This is a genomic window from Streptomyces sp. NPDC096079 (assembly GCF_040303145.1).
Lineage (GTDB): Bacteria > Actinomycetota > Actinomycetes > Streptomycetales > Streptomycetaceae > Streptomyces.
The window spans coordinates 1-16762 of sequence record NZ_JBEOST010000038.1; the positions used below are offsets into that span (position 1 = coordinate 1).

The following is a 16762-nucleotide window of genomic DNA, read 5'->3' on the forward strand; positions in this document are numbered from 1 at the left end:
TTCTGGGCTTCGAGCTGGGCGCCGGGGGGGCGGGGGCCGGGCGGGGCCGGGGGGTGGGTTCGGCCGGGGGGGGGGGGCCCGGGGGGGCCCCCGCACGGGCCCGTACGGGCGCGGACGAAAGGGCGGCCACCCCCTGACAGGGTGGCCGCCCTTTCGGCGCCTACAGGCTGCCTTACTTGCCCTTGGCGGCTTCCTTGAGCTTCGAGCCCGCGGAGACCTTCACGCTGTAGCCGGCCGGGATGTCGATCGGGTCGCCGGTCTGCGGGTTACGAGCGGTGCGAGCGGCACGGTGGGTGCGCTCGAAGGTCAGGAAGCCGGGGATGGTGACCTTCTCGTCACCCTTGGCGACGACCTCACCGACGGTCTCGGCGAGAGCGGCCAGCACGGCGTCGGCGTCCTTGCGGGTCACCTCGGCGCGGTCGGCCAGGGCGGCCACCAGCTCACTGCGGTTCATGTTGTTACTCCCGTGTTCTTCTTGCCTGTGAGGCGTGCCACGCGGCGGAAGCCGCGCGATTGGGTACAGCGAAGCCGATGCTGCCAGGGCCCTCGGACAGTCCCCGGACCCGGGTCAAATGACAGACCCTCGCGCCCAAACACGCATCCTGCCCCCACCAGCGGCGGGAACGCCAATCCGGCACCCCCGCGGGTCACACGAAAAGCGCCAGAGCCCCGTGGTGGTGACGTTCTGTCGACACCACGAAAACCGCGCGGAGCCGAAACGCCACCCTAAAGGCGGGTTTACGGCTCCGCGAATCGCGACGCGCCGTCAGCGCCCGCTCGGCGCCGCGCCCGAGGCGGCGGCCTTCGCCGCGTTCCGGACGGCGCCGGCCACCGCGCCGGCGACCTTGTCGTTGAAGACCGACGGGATGATGTAGTTCGGGTTCAGCTCGTCCTCGGTGACGACGTCGGCGAGGGCGGAGGCCGCCGCCAGCATCATCTCCGTGTTGACGGTACGGGACTGGGCGTCGAGCAGCCCGCGGAAGACGCCCGGGAAGACCAGCACGTTGTTGATCTGGTTCGGGAAGTCCGAGCGGCCGGTGGCGACGACGGCGGCGGTCTGCCGGGCGACGGCCGGGTCGACCTCCGGGTCGGGGTTCGCGAGCGCGAAGACGATGGCGCCCTCCGCCATGGCGGCGACGTCCTCGGCACCCAGCAGGTTCGGGGCCGAGACGCCGATGAAGACGTCCGCGCCGACGACGGCCTCCTTGAGGGTGCCGGTGACGCCCTCGGGGTTGGTGTTGTCGGCGATCCAGCGCAGCGGGGTGCCGGGGGCGGCCTCCACCAGGTCCTCGCGGTCCGCGTGCACGACGCCGTGGATGTCGGCGACGACGGCGTGCTTCACTCCCGCCGCGATCAGCAGCTTGAGGATGGCCGTACCGGCGGCGCCGGCACCGGACATGACGACCCGTACGTCACCGACGCCCTTGCCGACGACCCGCAGCGCGTTGGTGAGCGCGGCGAGGACGACGATGGCGGTGCCGTGCTGGTCGTCGTGGAAGACGGGGATGTCGAGGGCCTCGCGGAGCCGGGCCTCGATCTCGAAGCAGCGGGGAGCGGAGATGTCCTCCAGGTTGATGCCCGCGAAGCCGGGGGCGATCGCCTTGACGATGGAGACGATCTCGTCGGTGTCCTGGGTGTCGAGGCAGATCGGCCAGGCGTCGATGTCGGCGAAGCGCTTGAAGAGGGCGGCCTTGCCCTCCATGACGGGCATCGCGGCCATCGGGCCGATGTTGCCGAGGCCGAGGACGGCGGAGCCGTCGGTGACGACCGCGACGGTGTTGCGCTTGATGGTGAGGCGGCGCGCGTCCTCGGGGTTCTCCGCGATCGCCATGCACACGCGGGCGACGCCCGGGGTGTAGATCATGGAGAGGTCGTCACGGTTGCGGATGGGGTGCTTCGCCTGCATCTCGATCTTGCCGCCGAGGTGCATCAGGAACGTACGGTCGGAGACCTTGCCGAGGACGACGCCCTCGATGGTGCGCAGCTGCGCGACGATCTCGTCGGCGTGCGCGGTGGAGGTCGCGGCGATGGTGACGTCGATGCGGAGCTTCTCGTGGCCGGAGGCGGTCACGTCGAGGCCGGTGACGGATCCGCCGTGGGACTCCACCGCCGTGGTGAGCTGGGAGACCGCGGTTCCGCTGGCGGGAACCTCCAGCCTGACCGTCATCGAGTACGAGACGCTGGGCGCCGTTGCCATGGCCGAGTTCCTCTGCTTTCCCTGAGCTTCGTTGCTACGCCGCCCCGGCTGGTTGCCTGGCGGCGCCCTCCGATGGTCGCACCTACCGGCCGGTAGCCGGTAATGCGGTCATTTTGTTTTCGGAAAGTAGTTTCCACCATACGAGAAGCTGCGGGGAAACAGAAGAGGCCCCCGTCACCGGAGGTGACAGGGGCCTCAACTTCGTACATACATCTAAGTGGCACCGACCCGCCATGCTCGCCTCGCGGCAAGTGGTCCCTCTGAGGGACGAAGGTTGGGCCCGGGGGCTTGGATCGAGCCGGTGCCACGACAAGGCTAACAAACCACCCTGGCTGGTGATTCCAGCGCCACAGGTTGACCGGAAATCGGCCCTGCGGTCTTGACCGGCGGCAGAGCCGGCCGGTCAAGACGCAGGTCCGGCCGGTCCCGACGCAGGTCCGGCCGGTCCCGACGCAGGCCGGTCACTCCCCCAGCAGGCCCGGTCAGTCCCGCAGCAGGTCCGGGACCCCCGCCTCGTCCGGCATGTCCCGGTCGCCCGAGAGCACGGTCAGCGCCTGCGTCGAACGGGTGAGCGCCACGTACAGCACCCGCAGACCGGCCGGGGACTCGTCCGCGATCTCGGCGGGCGAGACGACCACCGTGGCGTCGTACTCCAGGCCCTTCGCCTCAAGGGAGCCGAGCGCCACCACCCGGTCGCCCAGGTCGGCGAGCCAGCGGGCCGCCTCGTGACGCCGGTTCATGGCGACGACGACACCGACCGTGCCGTCGACCTCGGCGAGCAGCCGCCGCGCCTCGGACCGTACGGTTTCGGCCAGATCCGCCGTGGCCGGGACGGATGTGAAGCGGGGTTCGACGCCCGTCGAGCGGACCGCGCGCGGAGACTCCTTGCCCGGCATGGCGAGCGCGAGGACCTTCGCGGCGAGCTCGGCGATCTCCGCCGGGTTCCGGTAGTTGACGGTCAGCTCGAAGCGCCGGCGCGGCCGGGACCCCAGCGCCTCGTCACGGGCCTCCGCGGCCTCGTCCGGGTCCGACCAGGAGGACTGCGCCGGGTCGCCGACGACCGTCCAGGTGGCGTGCCGGCCGCGCCGGCCGACCATCCGCCACTGCATGGGCGTCAGGTCCTGGGCCTCGTCGACGATCACGTGCGCGTACTCGGTGCGCTCGGCCGCGAGCCGCTCGGCCCGCTCCCGCTGGGTCTCCTCCCGGACCGGCATCAGCTCCTCCAGGCCCGTGAGCTGGTCCAGCGGGTCGTACTCCCGCTTCTTGCGGGGCCTGGCCGGGGCGCCGAGCAGCGTGTTCAGCTCGTCGAGGAGGGCGACGTCGTGGACGGACAGCTCCCGGCGCCGCAGCGAGCGGGCGAGCCGCCGCACCTCGCCCGGGTTGAGGATCCGGCGGGCCCACCGGCCGAGCCGCCGCTCGTCGGCCATCGCGTCGAGGACCTGACGGGGGGTGAGCTCGGGCCACCAGGCGTCGAGGAACGACAGGAACGCGTCCTCGGTCGACACGTCCTCGTCGAAGGAGGAACGCAGCTCCGCCGCCAGCTCGGGGTCGCTGTGCCGGCCGACGGCACCGGACTTGGCGTACAGCGCGTCGAGGAGGAGCCGGCGGGCGCGCGGCCGCAGCAGGTTGACGGGGGCGGTGCCGCCGAGGACGTTGTGACGGATGCGGCGCAGCTCGTCGGCTTCGAGTTCGAGCCGCCGCCCGAAGGCGACGACACGGAGCCGGGTGGGGGTCCCGGCGGACGCGGGCCCGTCCTCCTCCCCCAGCTCGGGCTGGGACTTCGGCGCGGGTGTCTCCAGAGCGCCCCGGGCGGCCTTCCGCAGCACGTGCACCATGCGGGAGGAGCCCTTGACCCGGGCGACGGCCGGCTCGTCGTACGCGGTGGCCTCGGCGCCGTCGACGAGCGAGCCGACGGCGCGGATCGCGACCTGGCCCTCCTCGCCGAGGGAGGGCAGGACGCCCTCCGTGTACGAGACGAGGAGCGGGGTCGGCGAGACGATCAGGATGCCGCCCGCGTACCGCCGCCGGTCCTGGTAGAGCAGGTAGGCGGCACGGTGCAGCGCCACCGCCGTCTTGCCGGTGCCCGGCCCGCCCTCGACGTACGTCACGGAGGCGGCGGGCGCCCGGATGACGAGGTCCTGCTCGGCCTGGATGCTGGACACGATGTCCCGCATGGTGTGGCTGCGGGCCTGCCCGAGGGCGGCCATCAGGGCGCCGTCGCCGATCACCGGCAGCTCGCGGCCGTCGAGGGTGGCGCGGAGCTCGGGACGCATGAGGTCGTCCTCGACGCCGAGGACCTGGCGGCCCTTGGAGCGGATCACCCGGCGGCGCACGACGCGGCCCGGGTCGACGGGCGTGGACCGGTAGAACGGCGCGGCGGCGGGCGCACGCCAGTCGATGACGAGCGGCGAGTAGTCGGCGTCGAGCACTCCGATCCGCCCGATGTGCAGGGTCTCGCCGATGTCGGCGGTGTTGTCGGGACGTACGGCGTCCTCGGCCGGCTCGACGGAGGTGTAGGCGCCGTCGGGGCCCTTCTTCCCGTCCTTGCCGAACAGCAGGTCGATCCGGCCGAAGAGGAAGTCCTCGAACTCGTTGTTGAGCCGGTTGAGGTGGATGCCGGCCCGGAAGACCTGGGCGTCCCGCTCGGCGAGGGCGCCGGGCGTGCCGACCTGACCCCGCTGGGCGGCGTCGTTCATCAGGAACTCCGCCTCGTGGATCTTCTCCTCCAGTCGGCGGTAGACCTGATCCAGATGTTCCTGCTCGACACCGATCTCACGGTCTCTGACCGTGTCCACGGCTTCCTGCGCGGCCACCTAAGGCCCCCTTCTCACGTGCACTGGGCAGCCGTCGAGCGTACGCCACCAGGGGGCACCGTGTCAGTCACGGGGGGCGTGCGGTGTGCCGGTGGCGGGCCCGCGCCCACGGTGGTGGGCGCACCGGCCGCGACGGGCCTACCCGTCGTACTTCTCCTCCGCCGACGGATCCAGCGCCAGCCGGTACCCCCGCTTCACCACCGTCTGGATCAGCTTCGGCGCGCCCAGGGCCGTGCGGAGGCGGGCCATCGCCGTCTCCACGGCGTGTTCGTCGCGGCCCGCGCCCGGGAGCGCGCGGAGGAGGTCGGCCCGGGAGACGACCCAGCCGGGGCGGCGGGCGAGGAGCCCGAGGAGGGCCATTCCGGCGGGCGGGACGGGCCGCAGCGCGCCGTCGACGAGGACCGCGTGCCCCCGGATCTCCACGTGGTGGCCGGCGACGGGCAGGCCCCGGGAGCGCCCGGGAAGCTCACGGCAGAGGAGCTGGACGAGCGGCCCGAGCCGGAAGCGCTCGGGCTGGTACGTGTCGATGCCCTCGGCCTGGAGCGGCAGCGCCGTCACGGGGCCGACGCACACCGCGAGCACGTCGTGCCGGAGCGCGGCGACGAGCTCGTCCCGTACGCCCCGCTCCTGCGCGCGGGAGAAGAGGGAGGCGGCGGCGGGCGCGCTGGTGAAGGTCACCGCGTCGAGCCCGCGGGAGAGGGTCGCGTCGAGGAGCCGGTCGAGCGGCCCGAGGTCCTCGGGGGGCATCCAGCGGTAGACGGGGACGCCGACGACCTCCGCGCCCCCGGCGGTGAGCGCCTCCACGAAGCCGGGGAGCGGCTCACCGTGCAGCTGGAGGGCGATCCGGCGGCCCTCGACGCCTTCCGCGAGGAGCCGGTCGAGGACCTCGGCCATGGACTCCGAGGAGGGCGACCAGGACTCGGTGAGCCCGGCGGCGCGGACGGCCCCCTTGACCTTGGGCCCGCGGGCGAGGAGCTCGACGTCCCGCAGGACGGCGAGGAGCTCCTCCCCGTACCCCCAGCCCTCGGCGGCTTCGACCCAGCCCCGGAAGCCGATCGCCGTGGTGGCGACGACGACGTCCGGGGCGTGGCCGATGAGCTCCTTGGTGGCGGCGAGGAGTTCGGTGTCGTCGGCGAGCGGCACGATCCGCAGGGCGGGGCCGTGGACGACGGCCGCGCCGCGCCGCCGCAGCAGCGCGATCAGCTCGTCGGCGCGTCGTGCCGCGGTGACGCCGACCGTGAAGCCGGCGAGGGGGCCGTGTTCTTGCTCGTCCATGGGTCCTGAGCCTGACGGGGGCGCGTGACGGTCTCGGTTCGCCCGTATTTCCTGGTCGTTACGGTCCGCGCCGGGCACCGGGGGTCACACCCGGGTGTAGCCGGATCGGGCCTCCGGCTCCGTGACCGCCTCGGCGGTCGCGGGGACGGTGGCCGTGGCACGAAGGTATACCGCCCAGGTGACGGCCATGCAGGCCGCGTAGAAGACGAGGAAGGCGACGAACGCGGCGGTGCCGGTGCCGGAGGTCTGGAAGGACTGGCGGAAGGCGAGGTTGATGCCGAGTCCGCCGAGCGCCCCGACGGCGCCGATGAGGCCCATGGCGGCGCCGGAGAGCCGCCGTCCGTAGGCTTCGGCGGCCTCGCCCGCGAGGCCCTTGCGGTGCCCCTGGGCGAGGAAGATCGCCGGGATCATCTTGTACGTGGAGCCGTTGCCGAGGCCGCTGAGGACGAAGAGTCCGATGAAGCCGACGAGGAAGACGGCGAGGGACTCGACGACGGAGGCGTAGATCACGACCGAGGTCGCGGCGGCCATCGCGGCGAAGGTCCACAGGGTGATGCGGGCGCCGCCGTGGCGGTCGGCGAGGGAGCCGCCGACGGGGCGGATGAGCGAGCCGAGCAGCGGACCGATGAAGGTGAGCGAGGCGGCCTGGAGCGGTGTGCGGCCGAACTGGGTCTGGAGGACGAGGCCGAAGGCGAAGCTGTAGCCGATGAAGGAGCCGAAGGTCCCGATGTAGAGGAAGGCCATGATCCAGGTGTGGCGGGCCTTCACGGCCTCCTTCGCGGCTCCGGTGTCGTTCTTCACGGGGGCGAGGTTGTCCATGAAGAGCGCGGCGCAGACGGCGGCGACGACGACCAGCGGCAGGTAGACGCCGAGCACGATCCTCGGGTGCATGGCGCCGGCGGTGCCGATGACGAGGAGGCCGACGAGCTGGACGACGGGGACGCCGATGTTGCCGCCGCCGGCGTTGAGGCCGAGCGCCCAGCCCTTCTTCCGGAGCGGGAAGAAGGCGTTGATGTTGGTCATCGAGGAGGCGAAGTTGCCGCCGCCGACGCCGGTGAGCGCCGCCACGAGGACGAGGGTCGTGTACGAGGTGCCCGGGTGCATCACCGCGAAGGCGAGGCCGGTGGGCAGCAGGAGCAGCAGGGCGCTGAGGACCGTCCAGTTGCGGCCGCCGAAGCGGGCGACGGCGAAGGTGTACGGGACGCGGATCAGCGCGCCGACGAAGGTGGCGGTGCCGATGAGGAAGAACTTGCCGGCCGGGTCGACCCCGTACTGGGGGCCCATGAAGAGGACCATGACCGACCAGAGGCTCCAGACGGAGAAGCCGATGTGTTCGGAGAGGACGGAGAAGAGCAGGTTCCGCCGGGCGATCCGCTCTCCCTTCTCGCGCCAGAACGTCTCGTCCTCGGGTTCCCAGCGTTCGATCCAGCGGCCACCCATCTCGCACCTCCACGGAGTCAGAATCCCTGTGACGACCGACGTTAGGAAGGGTGCGTTTCAGGCCGGTGCCGTGAGGTGTCGGTGACGGAACCTTGCTCTCACCCGGCGTACGGCCGCCGTGTGAGCGCCCCCGCCGCGCCCCGCCCTATCCGGGCACCCCCGGCTCCCCCTCCGGCAGCCAGGAGCCGGGCGGGCGGTCCAGCCAGCCCTCCCGGGCCGCCAGCTCCGCCGCCGCCCGCCGGAGGGCGTCCAGACCGGGGTGCCGGAGCCCCTTGCGCCACACCAGGCTCACGGGCGAGAGGGGGACGGGGTCGACGAGCGGCCGGATCACCCGGTCCGGCATGGCCGGGAAGTCGACGACGGCGAGGATCGGGTCGCGGCGCTTGGCCATGAGCCGGCGGAACTCCTCGTGGCCGATCGCGAGCGGCGCGGGCGGGGCGATCTCGATGCCCCGGCCGGCGAAGAGGCGGGCGGCGAGATCGGTCCACTCGGGGGTGCGGTCGTTCCCCGCGCCGGCGTAGATCCGCTCGCCGGCGAGACGGGCCAGGGGCACCTCGGGCAGACCGGCGAGCGGGTGGTCCTCGGGGAGGATCACGGCCATCGGCTCGTACCGGACGAACTGTGCGTCGAGCCGCGCCCGGAGCGGGGCGTCGAGCCCTCCGTACCGGCCGAAGGAGGTGTCGATCCGCCCGGCGAGGATCGACTGGGCGGCGCCGGTGAGTCCGCTCTCGTAGCGGGCCATCAGCTCCTGCTCGGGGGCGAGTTCACGGGCCCGGAGGAGGACCCGCTCGTGCACGAGGTCCGGGCTGTTGAGGTCGACGAGGAGCGGCCGGGGCGCGGACCGGAAGGCGTCGACGAGCTCGTCGTGGGCGGCGAGCACGCGGCGGGCGTACGGCAGGAGACGCTCGCCGTCGGCGGTGAGGGCGACCTGCCGGGTGGTCCGTACGAACAGCTCGGCGCCCAACTCCCGCTCCAGGCGCCGGATGTCACGGCTGAGGGCCTGCTGGGCGAGGTAGAGGCGGGCGGCGGCACGGGTGAAGTGCAGCTCCTCGGCGACGGCGGTGAAGGCGCGCAGCAGGCGGGGGTCGATGGACACCGCCGCAGTCAACAACACAAGCGCGTGAATCACCAGCGAGAAGGTGTTGGACCGCCGGAGCCACGCCGAACCACCCTTGGTCCATGCCGCAACCGGACCTCACCCTCACCCCCGCGGGCCCGGCCCTCGCCCCCCGCTACCGGCCCTCCGCCCACCCCGCGGACCCGCCTCCAGCCCCCCGCAACCGGCCCGCCGCCCACGCCACGGGCCCGGGCCCGGCCCCCCGCAACAGGCCCGCCGCCCACCCCGCGGCACCGCCCGCCAACCCCTATCTCCGCCTCTTCACCCGCCCCGGCACCCGCGCCTTCACCGCCGGGAACCTGATCGCCCGGCTCCCCGTGGGCATGTTCGGCGTCAGCGCCGTGATCATGATCGCGGCGGCGTACGGCTCCTACGCCCTGGCCGGCGCGGTCACCGCCACCGGCCTCGCGGTCGGCTCCGTCACCGGACCGCTGATCGCCCGGCTCGTCGACCGGTACGGCCAGGCCAGGGTCGCGGTCCCGGCGACCGCCTACGCGGTCCTGGGCCACCTCGTCCTGCTGCTCTGCGTCCACGGGAAGGCCCCCGTCTGGGCGCTCTTCCTCACCACCGCCGTCACCGCCACCACCCCGAACACGGGCGGCATGTCCCGGGCCCGCTGGGCCCACCTCCTCCGGGACGAGCCGGACGCGCTGCACACCGCCAACGCCTTCGAACAGGCCGTCGACGAGCTCTGCTACATGATCGGCCCCGTGCTCGCCGCCGTCCTCTGCTCGACGCTGTTCCCGGAGGCCGGCACCCTCACCGCCGCCGTCCTCTTCCTCGGCGGGACCCTGGTCTTCGCCGCCCAGCGCTCCACCGAGCCCCCGGTCTCCCCCCGCACCACGGCGGGCACCCCGCTGCGCGCCCCCGGGATGGCACCGCTGCTCGCGGTCTTCCTCGCCACGGGCGCGGTCTTCGGCTCCATGGAGGTGGTCGCCCTGGCGTACGTGGACGGCCCCGTCGCGGGCCCGGTCCTCGCCCTCCAGGCCGCGGGCTCCTGCGCGGCCGGGCTCCTCTACGGCCGCGCCCGCCGCGCCGCCCGGCTGCGCACCTGCCTGGCCGCGATGACCGTCCTGATGGCGATGCCGCTGCTCGGCGCCTCGACCGGATCCCTGCTCGCCCTGGCCGCGGGCCTCCTGGTGGCGGGCATGGCGACGGCCCCGACGATGGTGACGGGCATGGGACTGATCCAGCGCCTCACGCCCCCGGCCCAGCTCAACGAGGGCATGACCCTCGCGGTGACCGCCCTCCTCGCGGGCATCGCGGCCGGCTCGGCCGGCGGCGGCTGGGCCGCCGACCACGCCCCCTTCGCCTCCTTCGGCTTCCTGATCCCGGTCACGGCCGCGGCCACGGCCCTGACCCTGTGCGCGACGACCGGCGTGGGCCGCCGGAACGGCAACATGGGATGAGTGGAGGTGACTCCGCCCCGAGGGGCTTTCCGCATGCGTCAGCTACGCCGGGACGCGGAGGGCCAGCCCGGCCCTGTGCAGGACGTTCAGCGCGCCCACGCGGTCGGCATTCTCCACCAGACCGCATGCGACGCACTCGAACTTCGCCTGGGAGACACGGCTCTGCCCGCTCACGTGCCCGCATCCGCCGATCGCGGTCGGGCACGTGCGGGAGGTGTCACGAGCGTTCACCGGGATCACACGGCGAGCGGCACTCTCAGCCTTCTGCGCCAGGATCACGAGGAACTGCCCCCAACCCGCGTCGAGGATGCTTCGGTTGAGCCCGGTCTTCGCGGCGGCACCGTTCGGCAGGAAGCTACCGGATCGCCCGGGTTCGGGCTTGGGCCGCGGGGTTCTTGTCATCCCGGCCACGTTCAGGATCTCGTGCCCGATCATGTCGTACTTCCGCACCAGCGTCAGGGCCGTCTTGTGGTGGTGGTCCAGGCGCTGCCGCCGGATCTTCGCGTGGACCCCGGCAACCTTCCGGGCGGCTGCCCGGTGCCTCTTCGTCCGGCGCTTCGGGCGCTTCGGGAAGGCCGAGAGGTCCAGCTGCGCGGCCGCCAGTTCGTCCGACATCTTGGCGCGGAACCGGGGATTCGGCTCGTGTATCCCGGTGGACTCGGTGAAGAAGTGCGTGGTGCCCATGTCGATGCCCACGGTCAGGCCGGTGACAGGCAGGGGTTCAGCGGGCACCGCGTCGCAGGCCAGGACGACGTACCAGCGATGTCCCTCGCGTTTCACACTGATCGTCTTCACCCGGCCACGCACAGGCCGGTGCCGGTGTACACGAACGTGCCCGACGCCCTGCAGACGCACACGGGTCTGCGTCTCGGATGACGTGGAGTCCCACCGACAGCCGTCCCCGTCTTTGGGGAACGTGACGGTGTCGAAGTGGCCGACGCCCTTGAACCGGGGATAGCCCGGAGCCTGCCCAGCCCTGCCGCGCCGGAAGAACGCCTGAAATGCCTTGTCCAGTCGCCTGAGCGTCGCCTGCTGGGACGAGAACGACCAGCGGCCCTGTGTGTCCGGGGCAAAGGCCCGGATCTCCTTGAGCTGCGCGGACTGGTCGCCGTAATTGACGGTCTTCGAAGCGTGACGGTAGGCATCACGGCGCTCCTGGAGCGCCCCGTTGTAGAGGGAGCAGTGATCCGCGAGCATCTCCCGGAGCGCCCGTTCCTGGCGGACCGTCGGGCGCAGAAGGAACTTGTAGGCCCGCTTGATGACCCACCCCCTCACTCACCGTACGTGGCCGCAACGCTACGGCGGCCTGGCGGGCCGGATCGGCACTTCGCCGTAAGTACGACAAACGGCGCCTCCCTCGCGGGAGGCGCCGTCTGCGCATGGGATGACCACGACCCCGCTCTTACGAGCGGCATCATGTCGGTGGAGATGGCGGGAATCGAACCCGCGTCCAACGGTGCGGAATCAGGGCTTCTCCGTGTGCAGTCTGGTACGAGTTTCTCAGCCCTCCGGATCACCCAGACAAGTCCGGAACGGGCTCAGCCACTGTTTGATTTCCCTCCAACCCCCGTGACCGGGGCTGGAGGTTTAGATCCCTAAATGACGCCAGGATCCGGGTCGGGACCACCCCCGGGCTGACGCTCCTCACAGAGGCTTCTTGTCGTTACCTAAAATTAGGCAGCGAGGGCGAAGCGGGAGTTATCGCTCTTGGTGTTGGCGATTATTGGTTGCGACATATGGTTTACGAGATCATTGCCGCTTCCTCGACACGCTTCCCACTGCTTCGACATCCGCTGTCGAAACCGATCATCCCCATGTTGTTTTTTCAAACTGCGCACCCTCTGTGGGGTGCAGGACCCATCGTACGTGACCGACGGGTGCGGTTGCCAGCGCATTAACGGCGCGGGACGCCGGACCCTACGCGCTCTGCGCCGCCCGCTGCCGGCGGCGGGCCGCCGAGATCGCCCGGTTCGTCTCCCGCGTGTCCTGCTTCTCCCGCAGGGTCTGGCGCTTGTCGTACTCCTTCTTGCCCTTGGCGAGCGCGATCTCGCACTTCACCCGGCCGTTCAGGAAGTAGAGGGCGAGGGGCACGATCGTGTGACCCGTCTCCTGCGACTTCGACTCCAGCTTGTCGATCTCGGCCCGGTGCAGCAGCAGCTTGCGCTTGCGCTTCGCGTGGTGGTTGGTCCAGCTGCCCTGCATGTACTCGGGCACGTGGATGTTGTGCAGCCACGCCTCGTGGCCGTCGATCTGGACGAAGCCGTCGACCAGCGAGGCCCGGCCCATGCGCAGCGACTTCACCTCGGTGCCCATGAGCACCACACCGCACTCGTAGGTGTCGATGATGTGGTAGTCGTGCCGCGCCTTCTTGTTCTGCGCGATGAGCTTGCGCTCAGGCGCCTTGTCCTGGTTCTTCTTGGCAGGCTTGCCCTGCACGTTCACGAGTCCCTTTGCCATAGTGCGGTCATTTTCGCACTACGAGCCCCCTCCGAGGCCACTCAATACCGTTCTCGCCCGCTCCTCGGCCCTCTCGTCCGCCGCCAGGTCCGGCGTGATGCCACGGCCGTCGACGGCGTGCCCGGCGGGAGTGCGGTAGTGGCCGACGGTCAGCTCGGCGACGGAGCCGTCCGGCAGCTCGCTCGGCATCTGGACCGACCCCTTGCCGAAGGTCCGCGACCCGACGGTGACGGCCCGGCCCCGGTCCTGGAGGGCGCCGGTGAGCAGCTCGGCCGCGCTCATCGTGCCCCCGTCGATCAGCGCCACCAGGGGCCTGCCGGTGTCGCCGCCGCCCTCCGCGTACACGGCGCGCTGCTCGCCCCGCACGTCGTACGTGGCGACGAGCCCGCCGTCGAGGAAGGCGGAGGCGGCGACGGCGGCCTCGGCGACCAGGCCGCCCGCGTTGCCCCGCAGGTCCAGGAGGACCCCGGCGCCGGCCGGGGCGGCCCGTACGGCGTCACGCACGCGCGTGCCCGCGCCCTTGGTGAAGGCGGCCACCCGGATCAGTACGGCCCCGTCGTCGAGGTGGCGGACGGTGACCGGTTGCGTCGCGAGCCGGGCCCTGCGCAGGGTCTCCGTCCAGACGGCCCGACCGCGCTCGACGCGCAGGGCCACGGCCGAGCCGGGAACCCCGTCACCGCGCAGCAGGGAGACGGCCTCGGAGACGGAGAGCCCGTCGACCGGCCGCCCGTCGACGGACACGAGCCGGTCACCGGCCCGCAGCCCGGCCCGCTCGGCAGGCCCCCCGGGCTGCACCCGCGTCACCCGCACCCCGCCCGCCGGCGAGCGCCCGGCGGAGAGGCCGACCCCCGTGTAGGCACCGCCGAGGGCCTGCTCGAACTCGGCGTACTCCTTCTTGTCGTACACCGCGCCCCAGCGGTCCCCGCTGCGGCTGACGAACTCCTCGGCGGCCTTCTTGCCGGACTTCCCGTCGGCCATGGCCGCGGCGGCGGCCCGGCTGAGCGCGGCGCTGTCGACGGTCGCCCCGTCCCCCGCCCGCGCGGGCGCGGACCGCGCCCCGCCCGCCGCCTCCTGCCGGGGCAGCGCCCCGGTGGCGGCGGCGGTGGCGAGCACCCCCGCGAACACCAACGTCAGAACGGCCCCGCGGACGACTCCACGGGGCCGGATACAGAAGGGTGCGGGCCCGACCGACATGCCGCCCACTCTAGGACAAGGCGAAGGCGCCGCACGGGCTTTGGCCGTACGACGCCTTCCGACACCGGAAGTGTCTTGTCACACCTTCAGGTACTTGCGCAGCGCGATGAAGGCGGCCACGGCCGGCATCAGGAGGCCGATGGCGATCACCAGGGGGAGCTTGGCGAGGACGGCGTCCCAGCCGATGAAGTTGACCAGCTGCATCTTCTCGGCGAGCGCGATGCCGTGGTCGATGAGGAAGTACCGGCCGACGAGCAGCAGCACGCAGGCGACGCCGCCGCCGAGGAGTCCGGCGAAGGCGGCCTCCATGATGAACGGCATCTGGATGTAGAAGCTGGACGCGCCGACCAGCCGCATGATGCCGGTCTCGCGGCGGCGGCTGAAGGCCGAGACGCGGACCGTGTTGACGATCAGCATCAGCGCGATGATCAGCATCAGGCCCATCACGCCGAGGGCGGCGATGTTCATGCCGTTCATGAGGTCGAACAGGTTCTGCAGGATGTTCCGCTGGTCCTGGATGGACTCGACGCCGTCGCGGCCGGCGAAGGCCGTCGCGACGACCTTGTACTTCTCCGGGTCCTTGAGCTTGACCCGGAAGGACTCCTGCATCTGGTCCGGCGTCACCACGGAGGCGATGGCGGTGTCGCCGTACTGCTCCTTGTAGTGCTTGAACGCCTCGTCGGCCGTCTCGTGCTGGACGGACTCGACGATGGTCATCTTCTTCAGGTCGGCCTCGATCTGCTCCTTCTGCTGGCCGGTGACCGCGCCCTTGGCGCACTTGGCCGCCGTGGCCGCGTCCGCCTTGTTGCAGAGGAAGATGGAGACGTTGACCTTGTCGTACCAGTAGTCCTTCATCGTGCTGACCTGCTCGCGCATGAGCAGCGCGCCGCCGAACAGGGCGAGCGAGAGGGCCACGGAGACGATGACGGCGAAGGTCATCGTCAGGTTGCGGCGGAGACCGACGCCGATCTCCGAGAGCACGAACTGAGCGCGCATGGTGTTCTGGATCCCCCGCCGTCAGTGCTGGTAGCCGTAGACGCCGCGCGCCTGGTCACGGACGAGGCGGCCCTTTTCGAGCTCGATGACGCGCTTGCGCATCTGGTCGACGATGTTCTGGTCGTGGGTCGCCATGACGACGGTGGTCCCTGTCCTGTTGATCCGGTCGAGCAGCTTCATGATGCCGACGGAGGTCTGCGGGTCGAGGTTGCCGGTGGGCTCGTCGGCGATCAGCAGCATCGGCCGGTTGACGAAGGCCCGGGCGATGGCGACGCGCTGCTGCTCACCGCCGGAGAGCTCACCCGGCATCCGGTCCTCCTTGCCGCCGAGTCCGACCAGGTCGAGCACCTGCGGCACGGCCTTGCGGATCTCGCCGCGCGGCTTGCCGATGACCTCCTGCGCGAAGGCCACGTTCTCGGCGACGGTCTTGTTGGGCAGCAGACGGAAATCCTGGAAGACGGTGCCCAGCTGGCGCCGCATCTGCGGCACCTTCCAGTTGGAGAGCCGGGCCAGGTCCTTGCCGAGGACGTGCACCTGGCCCTGGCTGGCGCGCTCCTCGCGCAGGAGCAGTCGCAGGAAAGTCGACTTTCCGGAGCCGGAGGAACCGACGAGGAAGACGAACTCCCCCTTCTCGATCTCCAGGGAGACGTCCCGGAGCGCGGGGCGGCTCTGCTTCGGATAGGACTTGGAGACGTTGTCGAATCGGATCACGGATGCACCACGGTCGGCCGGGAGTAGGTGTGCGTGACCTTACGCGACCGGGGATGGCCCGCGCAGTCGCGGTCCTGGCTTGCGACGTTTATCCTTTTCGCCCTCCCGGGGCGAAGGCGGGCAATCCGGCGGGGCGCGCCGAAACGCCGTGGAGCTGGCACAGTGGTAGGGGGAACGTCCGGATCCCTCCGGGCGTTGTCCTGGTGTGTACCCAGTGCGGGAGGAGGAGAGCGCATGACCTACGACCGTCTGGTGTGCGCCAACTGCGCGGCCCCGGTCGCCGAGGGCCGCTGCCCCGTCTGCCGCGCGAACCGGGAGCGTCTGACCCCCCAGGGGCTGTCCCCCGCGATGCTGCTGACGCTGGCGATCGCCCTGCTGGCGGCCATCGCGCTGCTCGCCGCGATCCAGGCCGCCTGACCGGAGGGCGTACGGAGCCCACACAGCCGGAACCACGCGAAAGGGCCGGGGAGCGAGCTCCCCGGCCCTTCGTCATGCGTGCACGCGTCTACGCGCCCTCACGGGTGCGTCAGACGGCGGCGCGACCGCCGCCGACGAGGCGCGGCAGCATGCGGAAGCCGATGCCGCCGGCGATCATCGTCGCCGCACCGATGATCAGGAACGAGGTCTCGGCCGCACCGGTCTCGGCGAGCTCTTCCTTCGCCTGACCCTGCTGGACGGGCTGCGAGCCGGCCTGGTCGGTGTCGGTGTTGTTCGGGGTGTCGACGCACTCGGCGCCGTCGAGGTCGACGGTGCAGGTGCCGCCGTCGGTGGAGCTGCCACCGCTGGTGGAGCCGCTGGTGGAGCCGCTGGTCGACGAACCGCCGTTGTCGGACGAACCGCCGTCGGTGGCGGAGCCGCTGGTGCCGTTCGAGCCGGAACCGTTGCCGGAGCCGTTCGAGCCGGAGCCGTTGCCGGAGCCGTTCGACGAGTTGCCACCGTCGGAGTTACCGCCGTCGGAGTTACCGCCGTCGGAGTTGCCGCCGTCGCTGTTGCCACCGTCGGAGTTACCACCATCGGCGGCAGCGCCTCCGTCGGCAGCCGCGCCACCATCGGCAGCGGCACCACCGTCGGCAGCCGCGCCACCATCGGCAGCGGCACCACCGTCGGCAGCCGCGCCACCGTCAGCGGCAGCGCCACCATCGGCAGCGGCACC

At 71.7% G+C, this 16762-nt stretch carries 14 protein-coding genes and 1 other RNA gene; 2 read left to right on the plus strand and 13 right to left on the minus strand.

Annotated features, from left to right (window positions below; genetic code table 11):
• Positions 1-172 precede the first annotated feature (172 nt).
• The 6 genes from ABTY59_RS36505 to ABTY59_RS36530 form a co-directional block, all read right to left on the minus strand.
• Positions 173-454: an HU family DNA-binding protein gene (locus tag ABTY59_RS36505; protein ID WP_015033921.1), complete on the minus strand. Its 282-nt coding sequence runs from the start codon at positions 452-454 to the stop codon at positions 173-175.
• Between the two features lie 312 nt (positions 455-766).
• Positions 767-2197, minus strand: a complete 1431-nt coding sequence (locus ABTY59_RS36510; RefSeq protein WP_352023453.1) for an NAD-dependent malic enzyme — start codon at positions 2195-2197, stop codon at positions 767-769.
• A gap of 482 nt (positions 2198-2679) precedes the next feature.
• Positions 2680-5010, minus strand: a complete 2331-nt coding sequence (locus tag ABTY59_RS36515) for a HelD family protein (protein WP_352023454.1) — start codon at positions 5008-5010, stop codon at positions 2680-2682.
• A gap of 138 nt (positions 5011-5148) precedes the next feature.
• Positions 5149-6285, minus strand: coding sequence for a uroporphyrinogen-III synthase (locus ABTY59_RS36520; RefSeq protein ID WP_352023455.1), 1137 nt, complete (start codon positions 6283-6285; stop codon positions 5149-5151).
• Positions 6286-6369: 84 nt separating this feature from the next.
• Complete coding sequence (locus tag ABTY59_RS36525; protein ID WP_352023456.1) at positions 6370-7725, minus strand: nitrate/nitrite transporter; 1356 nt, start codon at positions 7723-7725, stop codon at positions 6370-6372.
• 145 nt (positions 7726-7870) lie between these two features.
• A complete protein-coding gene (locus ABTY59_RS36530) occupies positions 7871-8821 on the minus strand; it encodes a LysR family transcriptional regulator (RefSeq protein ID WP_352023457.1) in 951 nt (316 codons plus the stop codon).
• Between the two features lie 83 nt (positions 8822-8904).
• Between ABTY59_RS36530 and ABTY59_RS36535 the strand changes: the two genes are divergently transcribed.
• Complete coding sequence (locus ABTY59_RS36535) at positions 8905-10251, plus strand: MFS transporter (RefSeq protein ID WP_352023458.1); 1347 nt, start codon at positions 8905-8907, stop codon at positions 10249-10251.
• 42 nt (positions 10252-10293) lie between these two features.
• Here the strand turns inward: ABTY59_RS36535 and ABTY59_RS36540 are convergent, their stop codons facing one another.
• The 6 genes from ABTY59_RS36540 to ftsE form a co-directional block, all read right to left on the minus strand.
• Positions 10294-11511 carry an RNA-guided endonuclease InsQ/TnpB family protein gene (locus tag ABTY59_RS36540; RefSeq protein ID WP_352023473.1) on the minus strand — a complete coding sequence of 406 codons (1218 nt, stop codon included), beginning with the start codon at positions 11509-11511 and terminating at the stop codon, positions 10294-10296.
• A gap of 160 nt (positions 11512-11671) precedes the next feature.
• Positions 11672-12065: a transfer-messenger RNA gene (gene ssrA, locus ABTY59_RS36545) on the minus strand.
• A gap of 103 nt (positions 12066-12168) precedes the next feature.
• A complete protein-coding gene (smpB, locus tag ABTY59_RS36550; RefSeq protein WP_352023459.1) occupies positions 12169-12708 on the minus strand; it encodes an SsrA-binding protein SmpB in 540 nt (179 codons plus the stop codon).
• Between the two features lie 18 nt (positions 12709-12726).
• The gene (locus ABTY59_RS36555) at positions 12727-13902 is read right to left on the minus strand and encodes a S41 family peptidase (RefSeq protein ID WP_352023460.1); all 1176 of its coding nucleotides are present in this window, start codon (positions 13900-13902) and stop codon (positions 12727-12729) included.
• Between the two features lie 78 nt (positions 13903-13980).
• On the minus strand, positions 13981-14898 hold the full coding sequence (gene ftsX / locus ABTY59_RS36560) for a permease-like cell division protein FtsX (protein WP_352023461.1): 918 nt from the start codon (positions 14896-14898) through the stop codon (positions 13981-13983).
• A 21-nt stretch (positions 14899-14919) separates the two neighbouring features.
• Positions 14920-15609 (minus strand): cell division ATP-binding protein FtsE, encoded by a 690-nt coding sequence (gene ftsE, locus ABTY59_RS36565; protein WP_030692056.1) that lies wholly within the window; start codon positions 15607-15609, stop codon positions 14920-14922.
• Between the two features lie 234 nt (positions 15610-15843).
• Between ftsE and ABTY59_RS36570 the strand changes: the two genes are divergently transcribed.
• Positions 15844-16026, plus strand: coding sequence for a hypothetical protein (locus tag ABTY59_RS36570; protein ID WP_352023462.1), 183 nt, complete (start codon positions 15844-15846; stop codon positions 16024-16026).
• Positions 16027-16135: 109 nt separating this feature from the next.
• Here the strand turns inward: ABTY59_RS36570 and ABTY59_RS36575 are convergent.
• The coding region (locus ABTY59_RS36575) for an LPXTG cell wall anchor domain-containing protein (protein ID WP_352023463.1) at positions 16136-16762 on the minus strand (627 nt) is incomplete at its 5' end.

Coding starts and splice junctions, on each gene's coding strand:
- ftsX (WP_352023461.1), bottom strand. CDS start 14,898: ATGCGCGCTCAGTTCGTGCTCTCGGAGATCGGCGTCGGTCTCCGCCGC.
- ABTY59_RS36570 (WP_352023462.1), top strand. CDS start 15,844: ATGACCTACGACCGTCTGGTGTGCGCCAACTGCGCGGCCCCGGTCGCC.
- smpB (WP_352023459.1), bottom strand. CDS start 12,708: ATGGCAAAGGGACTCGTGAACGTGCAGGGCAAGCCTGCCAAGAAGAAC.
- ABTY59_RS36535 (WP_352023458.1), top strand. CDS start 8,905: ATGCCGCAACCGGACCTCACCCTCACCCCCGCGGGCCCGGCCCTCGCC.
- ABTY59_RS36520 (WP_352023455.1), bottom strand. CDS start 6,285: ATGGACGAGCAAGAACACGGCCCCCTCGCCGGCTTCACGGTCGGCGTC.
- ABTY59_RS36505 (WP_015033921.1), bottom strand. CDS start 454: ATGAACCGCAGTGAGCTGGTGGCCGCCCTGGCCGACCGCGCCGAGGTG.
- ABTY59_RS36555 (WP_352023460.1), bottom strand. CDS start 13,902: ATGTCGGTCGGGCCCGCACCCTTCTGTATCCGGCCCCGTGGAGTCGTC.
- ABTY59_RS36525 (WP_352023456.1), bottom strand. CDS start 7,725: ATGGGTGGCCGCTGGATCGAACGCTGGGAACCCGAGGACGAGACGTTC.
- ABTY59_RS36510 (WP_352023453.1), bottom strand. CDS start 2,197: ATGGCAACGGCGCCCAGCGTCTCGTACTCGATGACGGTCAGGCTGGAG.